At 68.7% G+C, this 21,524-nt stretch carries 18 protein-coding genes and 1 pseudogene; 13 read left to right on the forward strand and 6 right to left on the reverse strand.

Translation table 11 applies throughout. The features are described 5' to 3' along the window. The first annotated feature begins 30 nt into the window (after positions 1 to 30). Together ACFWF1_RS39440 and ACFWF1_RS39445 are read left to right on the forward strand one after the other, a co-directional pair. Complete coding sequence (locus ACFWF1_RS39440; RefSeq protein WP_379284399.1) at positions 31 to 828, forward strand: ABC transporter permease; 798 nt, start codon at positions 31 to 33, stop codon at positions 826 to 828. Positions 829 to 928: 100 nt separating this feature from the next. Next, positions 929 to 2,023 (forward strand): ABC transporter substrate-binding protein, encoded by a 1,095-nt coding sequence (locus tag ACFWF1_RS39445; RefSeq protein ID WP_379284400.1) that lies wholly within the window; start codon positions 929 to 931, stop codon positions 2,021 to 2,023. Here ACFWF1_RS39445 and ACFWF1_RS39450 read toward each other — a convergent pair. Together ACFWF1_RS39450 and ACFWF1_RS39455 are read right to left on the reverse strand one after the other, a co-directional pair. After that, on the reverse strand, positions 2,020 to 3,051 hold the full coding sequence (locus ACFWF1_RS39450; protein ID WP_379284401.1) for an XdhC family protein: 1,032 nt from the start codon (positions 3,049 to 3,051) through the stop codon (positions 2,020 to 2,022). The genes ACFWF1_RS39445 and ACFWF1_RS39450 overlap by 4 nt on opposite strands. Before the next feature lie 13 nt (positions 3,052 to 3,064). Continuing rightward, positions 3,065 to 3,664 (reverse strand): NTP transferase domain-containing protein, encoded by a 600-nt coding sequence (locus tag ACFWF1_RS39455; RefSeq protein WP_379284402.1) that lies wholly within the window; start codon positions 3,662 to 3,664, stop codon positions 3,065 to 3,067. Positions 3,665 to 3,815: 151 nt separating this feature from the next. On the opposite strand from ACFWF1_RS39455, the gene uraD reads away from it, so the two are divergent. From uraD to ACFWF1_RS39475, 4 genes are read left to right on the forward strand one after another with little or no spacing between them, the layout of a single operon-like run. Further along, complete coding sequence (gene uraD / locus ACFWF1_RS39460; RefSeq protein ID WP_379284403.1) at positions 3,816 to 4,316, forward strand: 2-oxo-4-hydroxy-4-carboxy-5-ureidoimidazoline decarboxylase; 501 nt, start codon at positions 3,816 to 3,818, stop codon at positions 4,314 to 4,316. Next, entirely contained in the window at positions 4,313 to 4,630 is a 318-nt protein-coding gene (uraH, locus tag ACFWF1_RS39465; RefSeq protein WP_379284404.1) for a hydroxyisourate hydrolase, read from the forward strand. The genes uraD and uraH overlap by 4 nt, the downstream gene beginning before the upstream one ends. A 7-nt stretch (positions 4,631 to 4,637) precedes the next feature. After that, entirely contained in the window at positions 4,638 to 5,543 is a 906-nt protein-coding gene (gene pucL / locus ACFWF1_RS39470; protein WP_379284405.1) for a factor-independent urate hydroxylase, read from the forward strand. Then, on the forward strand, positions 5,531 to 6,892 hold the full coding sequence (locus tag ACFWF1_RS39475) for an 8-oxoguanine deaminase (RefSeq protein ID WP_379284406.1): 1,362 nt from the start codon (positions 5,531 to 5,533) through the stop codon (positions 6,890 to 6,892). The genes pucL and ACFWF1_RS39475 overlap by 13 nt, the downstream gene beginning before the upstream one ends. A 46-nt stretch (positions 6,893 to 6,938) precedes the next feature. Here ACFWF1_RS39475 and ACFWF1_RS39480 read toward each other — a convergent pair whose 3' ends face one another. Further along, entirely contained in the window at positions 6,939 to 7,322 is a 384-nt protein-coding gene (locus tag ACFWF1_RS39480) for a hypothetical protein (RefSeq protein ID WP_379284407.1), read from the reverse strand. Between the two features lie 238 nt (positions 7,323 to 7,560). On the opposite strand from ACFWF1_RS39480, the gene ACFWF1_RS39485 reads away from it, so the two are divergent. Then, positions 7,561 to 10,446 (forward strand): tetratricopeptide repeat protein, encoded by a 2,886-nt coding sequence (locus ACFWF1_RS39485; protein WP_379284408.1) that lies wholly within the window; start codon positions 7,561 to 7,563, stop codon positions 10,444 to 10,446. A gap of 1 nt (position 10,447) precedes the next feature. Here ACFWF1_RS39485 and ACFWF1_RS39490 read toward each other — a convergent pair whose 3' ends face one another. Continuing rightward, a complete protein-coding gene (locus tag ACFWF1_RS39490) occupies positions 10,448 to 11,680 on the reverse strand; it encodes a M20 family metallopeptidase (RefSeq protein ID WP_379284409.1) in 1,233 nt (410 codons plus the stop codon). Continuing rightward, complete coding sequence (locus ACFWF1_RS39495) at positions 11,673 to 12,359, reverse strand: 2OG-Fe dioxygenase family protein (RefSeq protein ID WP_379284411.1); 687 nt, start codon at positions 12,357 to 12,359, stop codon at positions 11,673 to 11,675. Before ACFWF1_RS39495 ends, ACFWF1_RS39490 begins: the two co-directional genes overlap by 8 nt. Positions 12,360 to 12,951: 592 nt before the next feature. Here ACFWF1_RS39495 and ACFWF1_RS39500 point away from each other — a divergent pair. The 6 genes and pseudogenes from ACFWF1_RS39500 to puuE all read left to right on the forward strand — a co-directional run bounded on the left by ACFWF1_RS39500 (position 12,952) and on the right by puuE (position 20,015). Continuing rightward, positions 12,952 to 13,809, forward strand: coding sequence for an FAD binding domain-containing protein (locus ACFWF1_RS39500; RefSeq protein WP_379284412.1), 858 nt, complete (start codon positions 12,952 to 12,954; stop codon positions 13,807 to 13,809). Further along, positions 13,806 to 14,075: pseudogene (locus tag ACFWF1_RS39505) on the forward strand ((2Fe-2S)-binding protein); the annotation flags it as partial. The gene ACFWF1_RS39500 and the pseudogene ACFWF1_RS39505, both read left to right, overlap by 4 nt. A gap of 342 nt (positions 14,076 to 14,417) precedes the next feature. After that, positions 14,418 to 16,907: a molybdopterin cofactor-binding domain-containing protein gene (locus tag ACFWF1_RS39510; RefSeq protein WP_379322270.1), complete on the forward strand. Its 2,490-nt coding sequence runs from the start codon at positions 14,418 to 14,420 to the stop codon at positions 16,905 to 16,907. A 38-nt stretch (positions 16,908 to 16,945) separates the two neighbouring features. Next, a complete protein-coding gene (locus tag ACFWF1_RS39515) occupies positions 16,946 to 18,136 on the forward strand; it encodes a DUF6986 family protein (protein ID WP_379284479.1) in 1,191 nt (396 codons plus the stop codon). Further along, the gene (gene alc / locus ACFWF1_RS39520) at positions 18,133 to 19,101 is read left to right on the forward strand and encodes an allantoicase (RefSeq protein WP_379284414.1); all 969 of its coding nucleotides are present in this window, start codon (positions 18,133 to 18,135) and stop codon (positions 19,099 to 19,101) included. The genes ACFWF1_RS39515 and alc overlap by 4 nt, the downstream gene beginning before the upstream one ends. Beyond that, entirely contained in the window at positions 19,098 to 20,015 is a 918-nt protein-coding gene (gene puuE, locus ACFWF1_RS39525) for an allantoinase PuuE (RefSeq protein ID WP_379284415.1), read from the forward strand. The genes alc and puuE overlap by 4 nt, the downstream gene beginning before the upstream one ends. 79 nt (positions 20,016 to 20,094) lie before the next feature. On the opposite strand, the gene ACFWF1_RS39530 is transcribed toward puuE, so the two are convergent. Beyond that, entirely contained in the window at positions 20,095 to 21,228 is a 1,134-nt protein-coding gene (locus ACFWF1_RS39530) for a lipase family protein (RefSeq protein ID WP_379284416.1), read from the reverse strand. Positions 21,229 to 21,524 lie beyond the last annotated feature (296 nt).

The raw sequence follows: 21,524 nt of genomic DNA on the forward strand, positions 1-21,524 counted from the left end.
ACGTTTTACGTGCGACGCGGAGGAGGTGCGATGAAGGTCGTGTTGCGGATCGGGAAGTTCTTGTTCCCGTTGTTCACTTCGCTGTTGTTGATGCTGGTGATCTGGTACGTCTTCCTGAAGGCGTTCCCGCAGGTCGGGCCGCGGGTCGGGAAGTCACCGGAAGACATCTGGCGTTATCTGGTCACCTCGCCCGGTGCGAGTGCCGCGCGCGAGGTGATCATCGACGACTTGCAGATCACGTTGCGGGACGCGGCAATCGGGTTCGGGCTCGGCATGGCGGCGGCGCTGGTGGTCGCGGCGCTGTTCGTGTCGTTCGCCGCGGTGGAGCAGACCTTCCTGCCGGTGGCGATGCTGCTGCGGTCGGTGCCGCTGGTGGTGCTCGCCCCGATCATCGTGCTGGTGTTCGGCCGCGGGCTCGGCGGCGTCGCGGTGCTGGCCGCGATCGTGGTGTTCTTCCCGGCGCTGGTGATGATCATGGCCGGGCTGCGCAACGCGCCGCGGGAGGCGCTGGACCTGGTGGCCGCGTACGGCGGGTCCACATGGACCGGATTGCGGATGGTCGCGGTGCCCGCCGCGCTGCCCTCGGTGTTCGCGGCGGCGCGGATCTCGGTGCCCGGCGCGCTGATCGGTGCGCTGCTCGGCGAATGGCTCGGCAGCGGAACGGGCCTCGGCGCCAGCCTGATCCGGGCCATCCCGACGTTCCAGTACAACCAGCTGTGGTCCTCGATCGTCATCGTCACCATCGTTTCGGTGCTGCTCTACGCCATCGTCGGCGTGATCGAGAATCTGGTGCTCGCCCGCTTCGGAGCCGACGCGGGGAGGTCGTGAGCCCGGTTTTCTGCCCGGAAAACGCGGCGAAATTCGAGCAAATCAATGTCCGGAACGTCAAAGTAAAGAAAACGAAACGCAATCGACCTAGATTCGGCGCATGACACCCGTGCAACGCTCTTCGTTCGGGCCGACACTGAACCGACGGTCTCTCCTTCGTTACTCCGCGCTGGCCGGTGCCGCCCTCGGCGGTGCTGGTCTGCTCGCCGCCTGCGGCGACAGTTCCTCCGACTCGTCGGGCGGTTCCACCGCGGACGGCTCGAAATATGGCACCGTGGCGGTGCAGCTGTCCTGGCTGAAGAACATCGAATTCGCCGGCGAGTACTTCGCGGACAGTAAGGGCTATTTCAAGGAAGCCGGTTTCGGCTCGGTCAACCTCATCGCGGGCGGTGCGGCCAGCACCTCGGTGGAGGCCGGGCTGGACACCGGAAAGGTCTGGCTCGGCCTGTCCGCCCCGCAGACCACCGCCAAGGCGGTGCTGGAGGGGCTGCCCGGCAAGATCATCGCCACCACCTATCAGAAGAACCCCTTCGCGATCGTCAGCTCGGCCGCCAAGCCGATCAAGACGCCCGAGGACATGAAGGGCAAGAAGATCGGGGTGCAGGACACCAACCAGCTGATCTTCAACGCCCTGCTCACCGCGAACGGCCTGAAGCCGAGCGATGTCACCATCGTGCCCGCGCAGTTCGATCCGTCCCCGCTGGCCAACGGCGAGGTCGACGGGTGGGTCAGTTACGTGACCAACGAGCCGATCACCTTGACCGCCAAGGGATTCGCCAACACCCACTTCCTGTTCGCCGACTACAACCTGCCGCTGACGGCCGAGACGCTCACCGTCAAGCAGTCCACCATCGACAAGGAGCGGGACAAGCTGAAGGCGTTCCTCGTCGCGGAGATCAAGGGCTGGAAGGACGCGGTGGCCAACCCGGCCGAATCGGCCAGGCTCGCGGTCGAGGTGTACGGCAAGGATCAGAAGCTCGATCTGGCCGAGCAGACGAAGGAGGCGCAGGCGCAGAACGATCTGGTCACCTCCGCGGACGCGACCGCCAACGGCCTGCTGACCATGACCGACACGCTGATCGAGCAGAACATCACCGCGTTGAAGGCGGCCAAGCTCGATATCAAGGCCGATCAGCTGTTCGACCTGTCGGTGCTGCGCGAGGTATACGCGGAGAACCCGGGGCTGAAGGCTTAACTATTCAGTCCGACAACGGTTTTCAGCGAAGGCTGGGTGCTGTTGTGCAGCGAGTGCCGCCCGGACTGCTCGGTCTTGGCGGCAATCAGCTCGGCGGCGATCGCGACGGCCATCTCGGTGGCGGTGCGCGCGCCCAGGTCGAGTCCGGCGGGGGAGTGCAGGCGGGCCAGGGTCGCTTCGGTGAAGCCGCCCGCCCGTAGGTCTTCCATGCGCTGGGTGTGCACGGTGCGCGCACCCATGGCGCCCAGGTAACCGAGCTCGGGTAGTCGTAGCGCGACGGTGAGCAGCGGGATCTCGAACTTCGGGTCGTGCGAGGTGACGACAATGCCGGTGCTGCCGTCGATTTCGCCCGCCGAGGACAGCGTGTTCAGGTATCGGTGCGGCCAGTCGACGACCACCTCGGCGCCGGGGAACTTCTCCGGCATCGCGAAGTTCTCGCGGGAGTCGCAGATGGTGACGCGGTAGCCGAGCAGCCTGGCCTGCACGGTCAGCGCCGCGGCGAAAGAGTTGGCGCCGAAGATGATCAGCCGCGGCGGCGGGGCGAACGACGCGACGAACACATCCGAATCCGGCAGCGCGAGCAGCTCGGTGCCGTGCTTCTTGTCGGTGACCAGGTGCTGGCCGATCAGGTCCGCGTCGGAGTTCCATACGACGGTGAACACGGTGATCCGCCGATGTGCCGCGATCTCCGCGGCGACGACGGGAAACTCGGGAAAGTGCCTGCGCGAGAACGGTTCAGTGAACACGTCCATGGTGCCGTCGCGGTCCGTCGCGCCTTCCGCGCCGGTAGCCACGCCGTAGCGGTGCATCGCCCGCCGGCCCGTGCGAGCGGCCTGCAGGACGGCCTCGTAGGCGATTTCCTCGAGCCCGCCGTCGGTGACCGCGCCGTAGACGCCGCCGTCCGGATCGACCAGCATCGCCGAGCCGATCGGCAGGGACGCGGAGCCCCCGGTGCGCACTATGGTGGCCAGCCCACCGGTCCGCCCGGAATGCCAAACCCGCAGTAGGTCATCGACGATGTCCCGCATCAGCTCGCTCCGATCAGCGTGCGGACGAGGCCGGGTAATCACGATCGACGCCCGTCGCCAAATCGTCGCACGTGACGCACACCATATCTGCCCTACGTGACAAATAGTTGCGCGCGCCCGAATCTCCTACGGCCTCCTGACATATCGAGGTCCAGTGCTTGTGAGCGACCACAACGGGGTGCCCCGGTGTGTTGTGGAACACAGCACGGGCAAGACCGCTGGGTGCGGCGAAGGCCGCCGCCGTGACCCGGGCGACCACATCGGCGCCGACGTCCGGGGTATCCACCGGCATGATCGCGGCGTAGCGCGCCGGGGTGCGGGCGGCGGCGATGAGCCCGGCCCGGACCGACGCGGCGAGCCCGGTGGCCCAGTCCGCCGCCCAGACGTGGTGGACGCCGGCCGGGAGGTCGAGCAGGGCCGGGTCGGGGCCGGTGGCGCCGAGCACCACGATCACCGGATCGCACCCGCCGTCGCGCAGCGCGGCCACCGCGCCGCGCAGCCAGGAACCACCCTCGGCCAGGGCTTTCGGCCGTCCGTAGCGTGTTCCGGCGCCCGCGGCGAGCACGATGCCCGCGCAGACGGGCGGGACGGCCGGGCGATCGGGTACAGCCATGGTGACGACGGTAGTCCGGAACCGCTGTCCGCGCGTGTCGGAAGAGTGCCGCTCGCGGACCTGCCCGGCCGGTTTCGTTGCGGCGACACGCCCGGGGGTGATCTATCTCTTTCGGGTGGCGGCCGGGCGGGTCGTATTCGATGCTGGTCCGATGACAGACGACGGGGCGGGCCTGGCCGGGTTCGACGCGATGCCGGACGACGCGGCCACCGAGGCATTGCTCGCGTGTTGCTCTTCGCCCGAATGGGCGCGGTCGCTGGTGGCGGGGCGGCCGTACCCGAGCGTCGACGCGCTGCTGCAGGCGGCCGACACCGTGCTGGCCGGGTTGCCCGAATCCGAGATCGACCGAGCGCTGGCCGGGCATCCGCGGATCGGCGAGCGACCGGACACGGCGGCCTCGGCGCGTGAGCAAGCCGGGGTCGCCACGGCCGAGGACGCGGTACGGTCGGCGCTCGCGGCCGGAAACCGGGCCTACGAGGCGCGGTTCGGTCATATCTATCTGGTGTGCGCGAGCGGCAGATCGGGCAGCGAGCTGCTCGCGATCCTCGAGGAACGACTCGGCAACGAGGCCGAGACCGAAAGGCGGGTCATGCGAACAGAACTGGCGAAGATCAATCGAATCCGGTTGCGGGCGTTGCTGGCGGCCCGATGAGCTCACTGAGCACGCACGTGCTGGACGCGGTGCGTGGCGCGCCCGCGCAACAGGTCGCGGTGACGTTGTATCGCGGTGCCGAGCAACTGGATTCGGGCACGACCGACGCGGACGGCCGGATCGGCGCGCTGGGCGGTGCGCTTCCGGCGGGCACCTATCGGCTGGTGTTCGCCACCGGCCCATACTTCGCCGGACAACAGGTCGACACCTTCTACCCCGAGGTCTCCGTGACGTTCGCGGTCACCGAGGAACGGCACTATCACGTCCCGTTGTTGCTGTCGCCCTTTGCCTTTTCCACCTATCGAGGGAGCTGAACCAAGCATGGAACTGACCGGGCCGATCGTGCTGTCCGACCACCGATACGGCAAGGCCGAGAACCGGATCGTCCGGATCTGGCGGCAGCACGCGCGCCACGAGATTCGCGACGTGAACGTGTCCACCGTGCTGCGCGGCGATTTCGCCGACGCCTACATCGCCGGTGATCAGCGCAAGGTGCTACCCACCGACACGCAGAAGCAGACCGCGTACGCCTACGCGAAACAGCCCGGGCTACAAACGATCGAGGACTACGCGCTGGCGCTGGCCGGTCATTTCGTCGACGACGTCGAGCCGGTGACCAGCGCGCGGATCGAGATCGACGAGTATGCCTGGCAACGGGTTTCGGTCGACGGCCGCGAACACGACTACACCTGGGTCCGGCAGGGCCCCGAGGTGCGTACCGCGGCGGTCACCGTGGCGGGCAAGGGCGCCGACCGGCAGGCCTGGGTGATCGGCGGGGTGAAGGACCTGACGATTCTGAAGTCGACCGGCTCGGAGTTCGCCGACTTCCTGACCGACGAATTCACCGTGCTGGCCCCGACGCACGACCGGATGCTGGCCACCTCGCTCGTGGTGGAATGGCGTTTCGCGGGCAGCACCGGCATCGCCTGGGACGAGGTGTACGCCGGTATCCGGGCGCGGTTGGTCGAGACGTTCGCGACGCAGCACTCGAAGGCGTTGCAGCAGACGCTGTTCGAGATGGGCAAGGCCGCGCTAGAGGCCTATCCGGTGCTCGCCGAGATCCGGCTGGCCGCACCGAACAAGCACCACTTCGACTACGACCTGGCCCGCTTCGGCATCGAGAACAACGGCGAGGTGTACCACGCCGCCGACCGCCCGTACGGGCTGATCCACGCGACCGTGCAGCGGGCCGACGCACCGGAGGCAGGGCCGGCATGGACACAGTGACAGTCATCGAGGGCTGTGCCGTCGCGACGGTCGACGCGGTCGGCACCGAATATCGCGACGGCTATGTGGTGGTGCGCGGCAACAGGATCGAGGCCGTCGGCGCGGGCGCGGCGCCTGTCATCGATGGCCCGGTGCATCGCATCGACGGCCGTGGCTGTCTGCTGACTCCCGGCCTGGTGAACACGCACCACCACCTCTACCAGTGGATCACCCGGGGTCTCGCCGCGGACAACACGCTGTTCGAGTGGCTCACCACGCTCTATCCCATCTGGGCGGGCATCGACGAGGAAGCGGTGCGGATCGCGGCGACCGGCGGGCTGGCCGCGCTGGCCCGTACCGGCTGCACCACCACGACGGACCATCATTATGTGTTCCCGCGCGAGGGCGGGGACCTGCTCGGCGCCGAGATCGCGGCGGCGGCCGAGGTGGGCCTGCGCTTCCATCCGTGCCGCGGCTCGATGGATCTCGGCGCCAGCTCGGGCGGGCTGCCACCCGATCACGTGGTGCAGACCTTGGATGACATCCTGGCCGACAGCGCGACTGCCATTGCCCGGCACCATGATTCGTCGTTCGACTCGATGCTGCGCATCGCGCTGGCCCCGTGCTCGCCGTTCTCGGTGACCCCGGAACTGCTGCGCGAGTCGGCCGTGCTGGCACGCGAGTCGGGGGTGCGACTGCACACCCACGTCGCCGAGACGATCGACGAACAGGACTACTGCGCCGAAACATTCGGCTGTACCCCGGCGCAGTACATGGAGCGGCTCGGCTGGGTCGGCGCGGACGTCTGGTGGGCGCACGCGATCCACCTGGACGACTCCGCGATCGAGACCATGGCGAAAACCGGTACCGGAGTGGCGCATTGCCCCACCTCGAACGCGCGGATCGGCGCGGGTATCGCGCGTACCGCGGATCTGGTGCACGCCGGTGTGCCGGTCGGGCTCGGGGTGGACGGCGCGGCGAGCAACGAGTCCAGCTCGATGATCGAGGAGCCGCGCAATGCCCTGTTCTTCGCGCGCAACAAGGGCGGTCCGCGCGCGATGACCGTGCGAACGTCGTTGGCGCTGGCCACCATCGGCGGCGCGCGGGTGCTCGGCCGCGCCGCCGAGATCGGCTCGATCGAGCCGGGCAAACTCGCCGACCTGGCGCTGTGGCGGCTGGACACCCCGGCGCACGCGGGCATCGACGATCCGGTGACCGCGCTGGTGCTCGGTTCGGCGCCACCCCTCGCGGCGCTGATCGTGAACGGGCGCGAGGTCGTTCGCGACGGTCGGCTGCGTACCGTCGACGAGAACGCCGTCGGGGCGCAGGTGGCCCGGGCGCAGGCCGCGCTGGTTGCCAAGGCGGGTTAGCGCGGCCCGAGTGATCGAAAAGCGGACCTGGGCAACCTGATCGGGTCTATGCGGCGAACGACGCCGCGCCGTGGATCAATGCCAGGGTGGACCTGAGTCGATCGTCGGAAACCTCGCAGGGTGCGTCCGGCTCGGCCGCTTCAGGTGCCCGCAGGGCCAGCAGGATCATGATGTCGTGCAGGGTGAAGCCCAGTTCCATCGCGTGCACGTGCGCGATCTCCTGATCGAAACCGGCCGGGTGCAGCCGGTCGAGCAGGATCATTTCGGCGAGCACCATGCCGGTCAAGGCCTGGTTCCTGGTCAGTCGCCGATTGGTCGGCAGGTAGGACAGCACCCACTTGCCCCGGTCCGCCTCGGGCAGATCGACCCGGAACGCCGCCTCGTGCGCGACATCGCTTGTGATCAGCCAGTCGGTGGCCCTGATCGCCATCGCCGGACCCCCTTTCGTCCGCAGCGCCCGGTCACATTGTCCAGGCGACTATCTCGATGGTGCCAGCTCTTTCCGGCGCGGCGCGATCCCAGCGGGCGTAGCGTTTTATCGGGTCGGCCCAATTACTTGACCTGGGAAAACGGCGCTGATACCAAGGAATTAATCACAATCAGCGTCTCGATTCTCCGGTTCCGGCGCACCGCTACGCCGGACCCATCGCGCGCGGGAGGGTGGCGGGATGGATCGATCCGGCCGAACCGGCCGATGGCGTCCCGGCGGCAATCTGACCGCCGAGCAACGACGTCAGCTGCGTGATCGGTTGGCCGACTTGGGATTAACCGAACTGCAGTTGCTCGAACCGCTGGCGGCGGAACTGCGCCAGCGCGGCTACCGGCCGCGGGCGGCCTGGCGCTACGCCAACGGACTGACCCAGGCGGCGGTCGCGGAACGCTACAACGAGGTGACCGACAGCGCGCGGGCGGCGATGAAGGCCAGCCGGATCTCCGAGTACGAGGCGTGGCCGTTCGCCAGGGACGGCGCCGATCCCGACGACGAGCACCATCGCCCGAGCGGCGCCCGACCGACCATCCGGGTGCTGAAAAACCTTGCCGCCATTTACGGTACGGCCTGGGACCAGCTGGTCGACGTCGCGGATCTGGCGTACATGCCGCACCGCGAGCGGATGGAATATCACGAGGCGGTGGCCAGGCGATCGATCGGCCGCCAGCCGGTGCGGGCCGGTCGGGACCTGCCCGCGGAGGTGCCGCACTTCACCGGCCGGGAAGGCCCGAAAGCGCAACTGCGCGAACGCGTTACCGCGCATCTGCGGAACGCGACGGCGGCCGTGCACGTCATCGTCGGGCTCACCGGGATCGGCAAGACCGCGCTCGCCAGGTACGCGGTCGCGGTGTTCGGCAAGCACTATCCCGACGGCACCCTCTGGATCGACCTGCACGGCTACACCCTCGGACGCGAGCCACGCGAACCGGTCGAGGTGCTCGAACAACTGCTGCTGCAGATCGGGGTGCCCCGGGAGACCATCGACGCCGACCTGGCCGGGCGGGCCGACCGCTGGCGCACCGCGACGCGACCGCGTCGCATGCTGATCGTGTTCGACAACGCACTCGACAGCGCCCAGGTGAAACACCTACTGCCGCAGGCGCCCGGCTGCTTCGTGCTGATCACCAGCCGCAGCAAGCTCACCGGCCTGGCCGAGGCGGCACCGCTGCGCCTCGACGTGATGGAGTGGGACGAAGCCGAGGAACTGCTGGTCAAGCTGGGTAACCTGCGGCCCGGCTATGACCGGGGCGCGGTCCGCCAGATCCTGCAGACCGCGGGGCGGCTGCCGTTGGCCATCCGGCTGATCGGCGGGCAGATCGCGCACCACGGCGAGGCCATGCTGGCCGACAGCGCGGCGGATATCGCGCAGCTCACCGAACGGATCAAAAACGCACCCGCGGATCACACCAACGGTTCGGCGGCCGAACATCTACTCGATCGGTTCGCGGCCGAGGACGAATCGTTGCGGGCCGCGTTCGAGATGTCGTATCAGCGCCTGCCCGATGCCGGGCAGCAGCGCGCCGTCCGGCTGCTCGGCTGGTTCCCCGGGCCGGAGATCACCGCCGAGGCGATGGCGACGATGGCGGCGGTCCCGCTGCGCGACGGGAAGATGTTGGTGCGCAGGCTGTTCGAAGCGGGGTTCCTGGATCCGTCGCCCGGCGGCCCCGGTGGCCCGCGCTACCGGATGCACGACCTGACCCGATTGTGCGCGCGCCTGCACGCCGAGCGGGAGGACTCGGCGGTGGAGTACGCGGCGGTGATCGACCGCCTGATCAACGACAGTCTGGCGGTGGCCCGCCGAGCCAGCATCCATCAGCTCTTCGATCCCGCAGGCAGCGAACACCTTTCGAATCCGTCCGCCGACACGGCGCGGGCCAGGGCCTGGCTGACCAGAGAGCGCGAGCTGCTGGTCGGCTGCCTGCGCGACGCCGAACCCACCTCGGCGGCGGCGGAATTGGCGACCAGGCTGGCCTCGCACCTGTCCGGCACCGGCCACTGGTCGCTGGCTTTGCGGCTCTACGCAAGAGCATTGGAGATCGCCACCGAAGTCGGCGATCGGCGGGCCCGAGCCTGGGTGCTGGTGGGCCAGGGCCGGGTCGATCGGCTGATCGGGCGACACGAGCAGGCGTGCACCGGGTTCCGGCTGGCCCGCAAGATCGCCGTCGAGCTGAGCGATCAGCAATGTCACGCGGCCGTGCTGTGCGAGCTGGGGCAGACGGCGCGGGTCACCGGCGACCACGCGGCGGCGCGGCGCTACTTCAGCGAAGCCCTCGGTATCGCAAGGGATATCGACGATCAGCCGACCGAATGCGACGCACTGGACGGTCTCGCGCACGTCGAACGCGCCTCGTCCGAATACCGCGCCGCCTGGAATTGTTCGGCGCAGGCCCTCGCCATCGCGGAGGCCATCGACGACCCGGTGCGGATCGCCAGCGCGCAGTGGGGGTTCGCGGAGGTGATCCGGCGGCTCGGCGACGCAGAGGGCGCCGAACGCCGGTACGCCGAGGCGCTGGAGATCGCCAGGGGGCTCAATCATCAGAAGCTGGAGGGCGATGCGCTGCGCGGGCTCGGGCACATCGAACGGCTGGTCGGCGAGCACGAGACCGCGCGGCGCAACTTCGACGACGCGCTCGAGATCGCGCGCCGGATTCACGATCGCTACGGCGAGGGCTGGACCCTTTGGGGGCTGGGCAATCTCGCGCGCAAAGCGGGGGACTACGTCGAAGCGCGCGAGATGTTCCAGCGGGCCTATGACATCGCGGTCGAGATCAACGATCCGCTCGGACAGGTCGACGCGCTGCGGGGGCTGGGGCATATCGACCGGCAGTTCGGTCGATTCGACGCCGCGCGACGGTATTACCTCGAGTCGATGGACGTCGCGCACCGCATCAGCGATCCGCTGGGCCAGGCGGACGCGCTGCGCAGTCTGGCGGGCGTCGAGACGGCGACGGGCTCCGCAGCGCAGGGCGAGGAACTGTTGACGCAGGCGCTCGCACTGTACGACGGCATCGGGCTGCAGCTCGCGGCTCAGGTGCGGGCCGAACTGCGCACTCGCGGAAGGTAGTTCACCCGCAGCGGCGGGCGGCGAGCAGTGCGAGAGTGTCCGCGCAGGCGCGCATTTCACTGATCAGCACATGGTGTTCGGTGTCAGGTGTATCGCCGCGGGGCCCGAACAGGCAGCACTCGATGCCTGCCCGGCTCAGGTGGGTGGTGTCGTTGCCGCAGTAGGAGTAAGGCAGTGCCAGCCCGGTCTCCTCGACCTGGAAATCCGAGACCCGGGGCAGCAATTCGGCGATATCGCGGACCACCGAGCAGTCGGCGGGCATGTCCATCGGCGGCATATCGGTGCCGCCGACCCGGAACTGCGGATCGACCGGATGCTCCATGGCGATCCGCGCTTGCGGGAACGCGTCCCTGGCGCGGTCCAATACCTCGTCGATGGCCTTGCCGACCTGGTGCGGCTCGTACGGCGGCGGGTAGCGCAGATCGATGAGCGCGGTGGCCTTGTCCGAGCAGTAGCTCACCCCGGACAGGTCGTGCCCCTCGCCGCGTCCGGCGATCAGGCTGGCCACCTGAAGCCTTGGTAGCGGCGGGAATTCGGGATTGTGCAGGCCGAGGTCGGCGGCGTCGAGCAGGTCGAGGACCCGGCGCAGGACCCTGACGGCGTCGACGCCCTCGTGGTGCCTGCTGGTGTGTGCGGTGGTGCCGCGCACCACGATGGCGAACTTGTGCACGCCCGCGGTGCGCGTGATCACCCTGCGCACCGAATACGGTTCGGGGACAACGGCGGCGTCCGCGGTGAGGCCGCTGCGTAGGGCGTGGCGGGTGCCGACCCCGCCTTGTAGCTCGCCGACGACGAACTCCAGCAGCAGCGGCCGATGCAGCGCGATCCCGCTGCGGCGCACCGCGATCGCCGCGCCGAGGATGGCCGCGAGACCACTCTTCATGTTGTGCAGGCCCGCCCCGTACAGCCGGTCGCCGTCCCGACGGGCGCTGAACGGCTCGCCGGGATAGTCCCGGCCGAGCGGATCCATGTCGAGGTGACCGTTGAGCAGCAGCGCGGGGGTGCCGTGCTCCGGGCCGAGGCGCGCGATCGTCTGTAATCGGCCGGGCTGAACTTCTTGGTGGTATGAATGAATGTCATTGCGGGCGAGAATATTTCGGACATGAAAGGCCAGCGGTGTCTCCTGCCCGGTGAAGGAGGGTACCGCGGTGAGCCCGGCAGCGAGCTGCACGAGTTCGTCGTCGGGCAGCAGCCGGGGCAGCTGGTCGACAAAGGTCGTTGTGGAACTATTCACGCTTTCTGAATCCGATCAGCAGGACATCGCGTAACCCGGCGCCCTCGGCGGGATCGGTCACCGTGATTGTCGTCGTGTAGTGCAGGACCCGCTCGTCGTCGAAGACGTAGGAATCGAGCGGCCGCTCGAGGACGAAGCTGCACAGCTCCCGTTCCGGGTCGTAGCGATCGTAGAGGGCGGAGTCGCCGCCGGTGACGTTGGTCCGCTGGATCAGGTGTGCCGAGCCCGCGATCAGGCCGTCGCGGTGCTTGCCCTCCGGGGCCGGATGGCCCGGCGCGATGAGCCGCATGTAGTGGGCGTCGACGAGGCAATGCGGGGTGCCGACCGCGGACAGCACGCCGTTGGTCGCGAGCAGCCGGGCGACCGCGGTGGCGATCTGCCTGGTCGGCTCGGTCGCCGGATGATCGGGCGGGATCAGCTTGAAGGCGCGTTCGATATCGCCCGCCACGGGGTTGACCTGCTTCGACTGCACGTACGGCGGTGGCTCGCTGATCGCGGTGAGCGCGTCCGGTCCGTCCTCGGCCAGACGAGCCGTCGCCAGGTCGAAACACTGGTACGCCCGGCGGCGGTACTGCTCGCCGCCGGGCAGCCAGCGGTCGAGTTCGGTGTAGTCCCGGAAGGTGCGACGTAAGACGTGCAGGTCGCGGTCGGTGAGCGGGAAATCGTTCGCCGTCATCATCCAGGAGGACGGTGCGTCCTCGGAGCGGGGCGCTGGCAACTCGTGGTCGGCGGTCGCCGCCCGCTGGTTGGCGTTTATCGGTGGCCCTTCCGCGTCGGGACATGGGCTGCCGACGGGCGGGCCGACGGTGGCTCACATCTGTAAGGGATGGCCCGCGTATGCGTGGGAAATGTCACACAGAGCGGGCCGCGATGGACATTAATCCGGCAGCCGCCCGGTTGTCGAGTGTGTGACGTGCTCGAGATCGCGTGTCGAGAGCGGGCCGTGAACCGGGAGCTAGGGGTGTTGCGTCCGCCGGGTGTCGCCGCGCTGATTTCGGGGTCGGCGCTGCGGTCGGGTCATAAATAGACCGGCAGGTATTGAATCGGCATTGGGCCAGTTCAGAGCCCGTGCGGGATACTGGAACAGTGCCGCCTCTGACCGGGGCGGCGGGCGGAACCAACGTCGGGTGCCGGGGGGCGATTCGAGGAGTGGAATAGGCCGGTCGGCGGCCGGCCGGGTAACGGTCGCGAAATCTGGGGCGGTTGTTGCGCAACATTGCGGCAACTCCCCGCTTCTAGGGTGACCGCAGAGCAGCGGAGTGAGGTGAGACGTGGACCTGGACACGATCCGGGAGGTGGTGCCGGCGCGGGAGCGGGCGGACCTGGGTGCGATCGGTGCATCGTGCGCGGTGCTGGCGGGCGGGACCTTTCTCTTTTCCGAGCCGCAGAATCATCTGGACCGGCTGGTCGATATCACCGCACTCGGCTGGCCCGCGTTCACCGAGGAGCCGGACGGGCTGGCGATCGCGGCCACCTGCACGCTGGCCGAATTCGCCGGTGCCGCGCCGGGGCGCGAGCTCGGTGCGCCGGTGCTGCGCGACGAGTGGCCGGGGACAAGGTTGTTCGCGCAGGGATGCCGGGCATTGCTTGCGTCGCACAAGATCTGGCGGACGGCGACGGTGGGCGGCAACGTCTGTTTGTCCCTGCCCGCCGGTGCGGTGCTCGCGGCGCTGACCGCGCTCGACGGTGTCGCGCTGGTGTGGGGTCCGGATGGGGTGGATCGTCGGATTCCGTTGCGGGAGTTCGTGCTCGGCCCCGGCCGCAATGTGCTGTTGCCTGGCGAGGTATTGCGCTCGATCACTGTACCGACCTCGAGTCTGCTGGCGCACACGAGCTTTCGGAAGGTCGCGCTCGCGCCGCTCGGCCGGTCCGGATCCGTGGTGATGGGGCGGCGCGATCCGGATGGTCGCTGTGCGGTCACCATTACGGCCGCCACCGACCGGCCCATCGCGCTGGATTTCGTTGCGGCGCCTAGTGATGCCGAGATCGATGCGGTGGTCGCGGAGATAGATCCGCTGCTGTGGTTCGACGACCCACACGGCAGCCCCGACTGGCGCCGACACGTCACCGGCGTACTCGCCCGCGAAGTAGCCGCCGAGCTACGCGCGTCGGATCGGGAGCGACTATGAAATTCGAAGTCGATGGTCGTCCCATCGAAGCCGAACCGCGTGCAGGCCAGTGCCTGCGCACCTTGCTCCGTGAACAGGGCACGCTGTCTGTCAAAAAGGGCTGCGACACAGGCGATTGCGGAGCCTGTTCGGTACAGCTCGACGGAATGACCGTGCACTCCTGCCTCATCCCGGCCCACCGGGCGGCCGACCGCGCGATCACCACCGCAGCGGGGCTCGGTACCGCCGAGGAGCCCCACCCGATCCAGCGCCGATTCGTCGAGAACGCCGCCTTCCAGTGTGGGTTCTGTACAGCCGGAATGGTAGTGACCGCCGCAGGCCTCGGCTGCGGAACATTCGTGCGCGGATCGGCGGCTGCGCGATGTGACGATGCCGCCGATGGTGCGCACCTGCCTGGCGACGCGGCGGGAATGGTCGGTGCCTCCGCGTGTGGGTCGGCGACCGCGTCCTGCGGCGATGCTGCGCATAGCGCGGACCTATCGGATTCTGATGCCACCGCGGCACGGGTCGCTGGCGTTGTGCCGGATGGTGCTGTCTCGTCGGCCGACGTAGCGGCGCCGAGCGCTTTCGCTGCGGCAGAACGCTCCGATGCCGAGTTGGCAGAGCTGATGAAGGGAAATCTTTGTCGCTGCACCGGTTATCGATCCATCGCCGAGGCGCTGGCCGGTAAGCGAGTCGACGCTGCCGAAGGGGACGGTGCGATCGAGCGTGGCGTCTCCGCCGGAACACGTTCGGGCAGTGGCGGATCGGGTACTACCGTGGCCGGACGAGCAGGCAGCGGCGTTGGTGCTCCTGCCGGTCCGCGGATCGTGCGCGGGATGGAGCCGTTCACCTTTGATATCCGACCGGGCGCCGCGCAAACGGACGCGAACGGCCTGACAGGTGGAACTCTCGCGAGTTCGCCCGGGGAACCGGAGATTTCGCCACCCACCGCTTCGCTGCACCTCGCGGTGCTGCCCAGTCCACACGCGCACGCGCGCATCGTGTCCATCGATACGACAGCCGCCGAGGCGCTGCCCGGTGTGCACGCGGTGCTCACCTACCGGGATGCGCCGGACGTGGCGTTTTCCACCGCACGGCACGAATTGCGGGAGGACGATCCGGACGACACCTATGTGCTCGATCGGACGATGCGCTTCGTGGGACAGCGAGTCGCCGCGGTGGTCGCGGAGAGTTCGGCGGCCGCGCGTGCGGGTTGCCGGGCGTTGCGGGTCGAGTACGAGGTGTTGCCCGCTGTCTTCGAACCGGCCGCGGCGCTGGCGCCGGACGCACCGAAACTGCATGGGGAGAAACCGGATTCGGCGCGGATCGCGGACGTCGAGCGCAATCTGATCGCCGAGGTACACGGCGAGGTCGGCGCGGTGGCGGCCGGTCTCGCGGCGGCGGCGAAAGTGGTGCGCGGCGTGTGGCATTCGCCGCGCGGGCAGCACGTGCATCTGGAGACACACGGCGGCGTCGGCTGGCTCGACGCGGACGGCAGGCTGGTCATCCGGTGCAGCACGCAGGTGCCGTTCCTGGTGCGGGACGAGCTGTGTCAGGTGTTCGGGCTGCGGCGCGAGCAGGTGCGGGTGTTCGCCACCCGGGTCGGCGGCGGGTTCGGTGCCAAGCAGGAGATGCTGGCCGAGGATCTGATCGCCTTGGCGGTGCTGCGGACCGGGCGGCCGGTGCAGTACGAATTCACCAGGGCCGACGAATTCGCCTCCGCCACTTGCCGTCACCCGATGCGGGTCGCGGTGACCGCGGGCGCGGATGCGAACGGGATACTGACCGCGCTGGCGGTCGACGTGCTCGCCGACGCGGGCGCGTACGGCAATCACAGCGCGGGCGTGATGTTCCACGGCGTCGGGGAGTCGGTCGGCGTCTACCGCTGCGCCAACAAGCGGGTCGACGCGCAAGCGGTGTACACCAACAACATTCCCTCCGGCGCCTTCCGCGGCTACGGGCTCGGCCAGGTCATCTTCGGCATCGAGTCCGCGCTGGACGATCTCGCGCGTGAGCTCGGCCTCGACCCGTTCGAATTCCGGCGTCGCAACGTGGTGGTCCCCGGCGACGAGTTCGTCGGCGCCGAGGTGGACGAGAGCGACCTGTCGTTCGGCAGCTACGGCCTCGACCAGTGCATCGACCTGGCCGAACGAGCATTGTTGCGAGGCAACGGGGTACCGGCTCCCGGGCCGGAATGGCGGGTCGGCACGGGCATGGCGGTGGCGATGATCGCGACCATCCCACCGCGCGGGCACGCGGCCGACGCCACCATCACCCTGTTGCCAGACGGCCGGTACGAGCTCCGGGTCGGCACCGCGGAATTTGGCAACGGCACCACCACGGTGCATGCCCAGCTCGCGGCGTCGGCGTTGGAGACCGATGCGGCGCGCATCGTGGTCCGGCAATCCGACACCGACCTGGTCGGCCACGACACCGGCGCGTTCGGCTCCACCGGAATCGTGGTGGCGGGCAAGGCAACCTACGTGGCGGCGCTCGAATTGCGCAGGCTGCTGCTGGCCAGGGCGGCGAAGCTGGCGGGGCTGCCCGAGCGCGACTGTGTGCTCGAGTCCGGCGGAGTTCGTTGCGGCGACCAGGTATTCGGCGTCCGCGAGCTGCTGGCCGACGGCGACCTGATCGCGCACGGCGAGCACTCGGGCACGCCGCGATCGGTGAGCTTCAACGTGCACGCCTTCCGGGTCGCCGTGCATCAGGACACCGGTTCACTGCGCATTCTGCAGTCGATCCAAGCCGCCGACGCGGGCACTGTGCTCAATCCGGTGCAGTGCCGGGGCCAGGTGGAGGGTGGCGTCGCGCAGGCCATCGGCACGGCGCTGTACGAGGACATGCGCAGCGAGCTCGGCGTCGTCACCACTCAGTCGCTGCGGCACTACCACATTCCGCAGTTCGCCGACGTGCCGCGCACCGAGGTGTACTTCGCCGACACCGCCGACGAGTTCGGCCCGCTCGGCGCCAAGTCGATGAGTGAATCCCCGTACAACCCGGTCGCCCCCGCCCTGGCGAACGCGATACGGGATGCTGTCGGGGTGCGGCCGGATCGGCTGCCGATGACCGCCGATCGGATCTGGCGGTCCATGCAGGAAGGAGACCAGCGGTGACACGGTTGCCGGAGGATGTCCGGGTCAGTATCGACGCGATGCTGGATGCCGTCGATGCCGAGCTGCGCACGCGCTACCCGGGACCGGACGGACGAGCACAGCCGATTCACACGGCGTATGTCCCGGCCGACCGGATTCGCGAGGACACGCCGCCCGTCTGGGGTGCCGCGGCGATCGAGCTGCTCGACCGGCATTACGACCTGCTGTCCGAGCTGGATTCGACCGGCTCGCTGCCCGATGTGCGCCAGCGCCTCGAGCAGGATCCGATCCAAGATCTGCGCATCGACTTCGAGGACGGTTACGGGTTCCGCTCCGACTCGGAGGAGGACGAGGCGGCCACCGCGGCGGGTGCCGTGCTGGCCACCTGGGCGTACACGCCGTATCGCCCGCAGAGCTATGGCATCAGGACCAAGGGCCTGGCGATCGGCGAGCGAAACCGCACGCTGCGCACGCTCGAACTGGTGCTGGCGGCCATGGTTGACGTACCAGCGGGTTTCGTGTTCACCGTCCCCAAGATCCGTGCGGCGGAACAGGTTCCGGCGTTGGTGGCGCTGTGTGAAGGGCTGGAGAGCGGCTACGGGCTCGCCGCGGGCACGCTCCGCTTCGAGCTCCAGATCGAGAGTCCGCAGGCGATCATCGCCGCCGATGGCACCGCGCCGATCGCGCGCATGATCGGGCTGGCCGACGGACGCTGCAGCGCATTGCATTTCGGCACCTACGACTACACCGCGGCGTGCGGTGTCGCCGCGCCGGACCAGGCCCTCGATCATCCGGCCGCGGACTACGCGAAGGCGGTCATGCAGGTCGCCGCGGCGCAGACCGGCGTGTGGGTGTGCGACGGTTCCACCCAGATCGTGCCCGACACCGAACCGGAAGCGGCGCTGCGCAACCACCACCGCTTGGTCAGCCGGTCGCTGAAACACGGCTACTACCAAGGATGGGACATGCATCCCGGCCATCTGATCACCCGCTGGCTGGCGACCTACGACTTCTTCCGGCAGGCGATCGACGTGGCCGTGCCGCGACTGCAGGCTTACCTGGATCGTCGATCGGGCGGCGTCATGGACGAACCGGCCACCGCGGAGGCCTTGGCGTCCACCGTTTTACGCGGCGTGGAGTGCGGCGCACGCACCGCCGAGGACCTCGCGGCCCGCGCGCCCGAATTGTCACCGGCGGTGTTGCGTGCGCTGGTCACCCGTTCGCCGATTCCCCAGGAGGTGCGGTCGTGACCGACCCGCAAGAGTTCACCCTGCTCCCCGACCTCGCGGTCCGCCCGCTCGGCGGCTCGGTGATCTGGGCCGACGACGAATTCTTCGCGGAGAAGGAGAATTTGATCAACCCGGGCCCGGCCGAGTATCAGCCGTCGACCTTCGGGCACAAGGGGCAGGTCTACGACGGCTGGGAAACCCGCAGGCACCGTGGCCGACCCGGCGACGACTCCGCCATCGTGCGGCTCGGCGTACCCGGCGTGATCCGTGGCGTCGTGGTCGATACCGCCTGGTTCAAGGGCAACTACCCGCCCGCGGTCTCGGTGGCCGCGTTGGAGGTCGTCAACTATCCGACGGCGGAAAGCATTGCCGCACGTGACGATTGGGAGACCCTGATCGATCACGCGCCGGTCACCGGGGACAGCCGGAACCCGTTCGGCGTCGCGAGCGAACGGCGATGGACCCACGTCAAACTCACCATGCATCCCGACGGTGGTGTGGCGCGGCTTCGCGTGCACGGCGAGGGCAGTCCCGATCCGCGCCTGCTCGGCCTCGGACCACTCGACCTGGCCGCACTGGAAAACGGTGCGCTGGTGCTGGATTGCTCCAACCGCTTCTACAGTTCACCGAATCAGCTGCTGTATCCCGGGCTGGCCCGGCGGATGGGCGACGGCTGGGAGACCGCCCGCCGCCGCGACGACGGCAACGACTGGGTGCGGATCCGGCTCGCCGGACCCGGGCTGATCCGGCTCGCCGAGATCGACACCTCCTACTTCCTCGGCAACAGTCCGGGCGCCGCCCGGCTGACCGGCCGCACCAACGACGGCACCGAGCTCGAATTGCTCCCGCGCACCGAGCTTTTGCCCGACACCAGGCATCAGTTCGCGATCGCGCCGATGGCGGCCTCGGTGGAGGAGGTCCGCCTCGACATCTATCCCGACGGTGGCCTTGCCCGGCTGCGGCTCTACGGGGAGCTCGGCGGATGACTGAACCGTACGAGCCCGCTCGCGAATTCATCGGCTACGGCCAGCACCCGCCCGACCCGCAATGGCCCGGTGGCGCGCGGATCGCCGTGCAATTCGTGCTGAACTACGAGGAGGGCGGCGAGAACAACGTCCTCGACGGCGACCCGGCCTCGGAGACCTTCCTCTCGGAAATGACTCCGGCGCAAGCCTTTCCGAACCGGCACATGAGCATGGAGTCGCTCTACGAGTACGGCTCCCGCGCCGGACTCTGGCGGGTCCTGCGCGCCTTCGAACGCCGCGACCTGCCGCTGACCATCTTCGCCGTCGCGCACGCCATGCAACGAAACCCGGAGGCGGTAGCCGCTTTTCGCGAACTCGGCCACGAGATCGCCAGTCACGGCCTGCGCTGGAAGTCCTACCAGCTCACCGACCGCGACACCGAACGCGCGGACCTGGCCGAGGCGGTGCGCCTGCTCACCGAGCTCACCGGCGCCGCGCCGCTGGGCTGGTACACCGGTCGCGACTCACCGAACACCCGCGAACTGGTGGTCGAGCACGGCGGCTTCGTCTACGACTCCGACTCCTACGCCGACGACCTGCCGTACTGGGTCACCGTGCACGATCAAGACCACCTGGTGGTGCCCTACACCCTGGACACCAACGATATGCGCTTCGCCTCGCCCGCCGGGTTCCCCACCGGCGAGCAGTTCTTCGCCCACCTGCGCGACGCCTTCGACGTGCTGTATCGCGAAGGCGCGGAAGGCAATCCGAAGATGCTGTCGATCGGCCTGCACTGCCGCATCGTCGGCCGCCCGGCCAGGATCGCGGCGCTGGAACGCTTCCTCGACCATGTCCAATCCCACGACCAGGTGTGGATCACCCGCCGCATCGACATCGCCGAACACTGGCGCAAGGTCCACCCGGTGCGGCCCTGAGCCGACGCTGGACCTGATGCGCGGCCGGTCGCGAGGGACCGGCCGCGCTCCCGGCCTCAGGAGAGCCGCGCTCCCGGCCTCAGGAGAACAGATTGCGCACGAACGGGACCGAATCCGGCAGCGATGCGTTGACCGTCCCGCTGTGGTCCTCGGGATAGGTGTGCAGCTGCACGGGCTGTCCGTTCGCCCGCAGCACCGCGGCGAACCGCAGCGTCTCCGGGGTGATGACGTCGGTGTCGCGCAGACCCTGGCCCATGAACAGCGGCTTGTCGTAACCGGATTCGGGCAGCCCGAGGTAGCGGGTGAGCAGTCCGTGCAGGTCGGGGATCTGCGCCAGCGGCTTGCTGAACAGGTTGCCCACCACCACGCCTGCCGCGTCGAGCTCGTCGCCGAGCGGAACGAGGCACTCCTCGCGCGCTTTGGCCAGCCACGAGCGGCCCGCGTCGGTGAGGAACGAGTCGATGTTCAGCTCCGGGTAGGTGGTGCGCAGCCCGTTGAGGATGTAGAGCACATAGCCTGTGGTGTGCGGACTGAGCTTCACCGGCGGCACATTCGGGCCGAGCGGCACCAGAATGTCCTCGATATAGGCCGGTACGCCGGTGCCGACCGCGCCGCGGTAGTCGAGTTCCGGACCACCGAATTCGGTGGCGTAGCGCGCGGTGTAGACGGCAGCGCCGCCACCCTGCGATTGGCCGACCACCACCCATTTCTTCGCCAGCGACGAATACTGCCGGGTCGCGGCTTTTACCGCGTCGACCACGTTGTGCGCTTCGACGATCCCATTGAGATACGGATGTTCACCCGGCGTCCCGAGCCCGGCGTAATCGGCGGCCACGATCGCATACCCCTGCTGTAGCCAGGTGCCGAGGTACGCCCAGTCGCGGTCGACCGCGCCCGGCCCGGCGATGCTGTACGCGCAGTCGTCGCCGAGTCCGACGGTGCCGTGCGCCCATGCGATGACCGGCCAGCCGCCCGGCGGCGGTGCGCCCGGCGGGAAGTAGACCGCCGCGCTCGCGGTGGTCGGCACGTCGTTGGCCGTCGTCGAGCTGTACAGAATGCGGGTCGAATCCACCGCGCCCGGTGGCGTGGCAACCGGTGCCAGCGGCGCGACCGATTCGACCGTGCCGACGGGCGCGGCCGCCGCGACGGGCAGATTCAGTAGGCCTGCGGTGCAGGCAAGGGTGAACGCGGCGGCGATGACCGATTTCCGCATGGGATCTCCTGTCCGGGTGCACGTGGGTGCCGTGGCTTCCCGAGGGGAAGCCGGACGCATGTCCAAGTTCAGATTCGACCCAGTCTGCCCGAACCGGTGTCCGCCGCCCACGTGTGGGTGGCGTAGGCCACACGGGCGGCACCTGCCCGGACTTGTGAACGTCCTCACAACCCGGAATGGATGGCGGCGCGGCAAGCCGATATGCCGCTGATCTCTAACAGTACGAGCGTTACGCTAAAACCGCATGTCAGGGCTACTTGCCGGTAGGTTCCATCTTTGCAATTTGCTCGCAAATT

This window comes from Nocardia sp. NPDC060255 (genome assembly GCF_042727395.1).
Lineage (GTDB): Bacteria > Actinomycetota > Actinomycetes > Mycobacteriales > Mycobacteriaceae > Nocardia.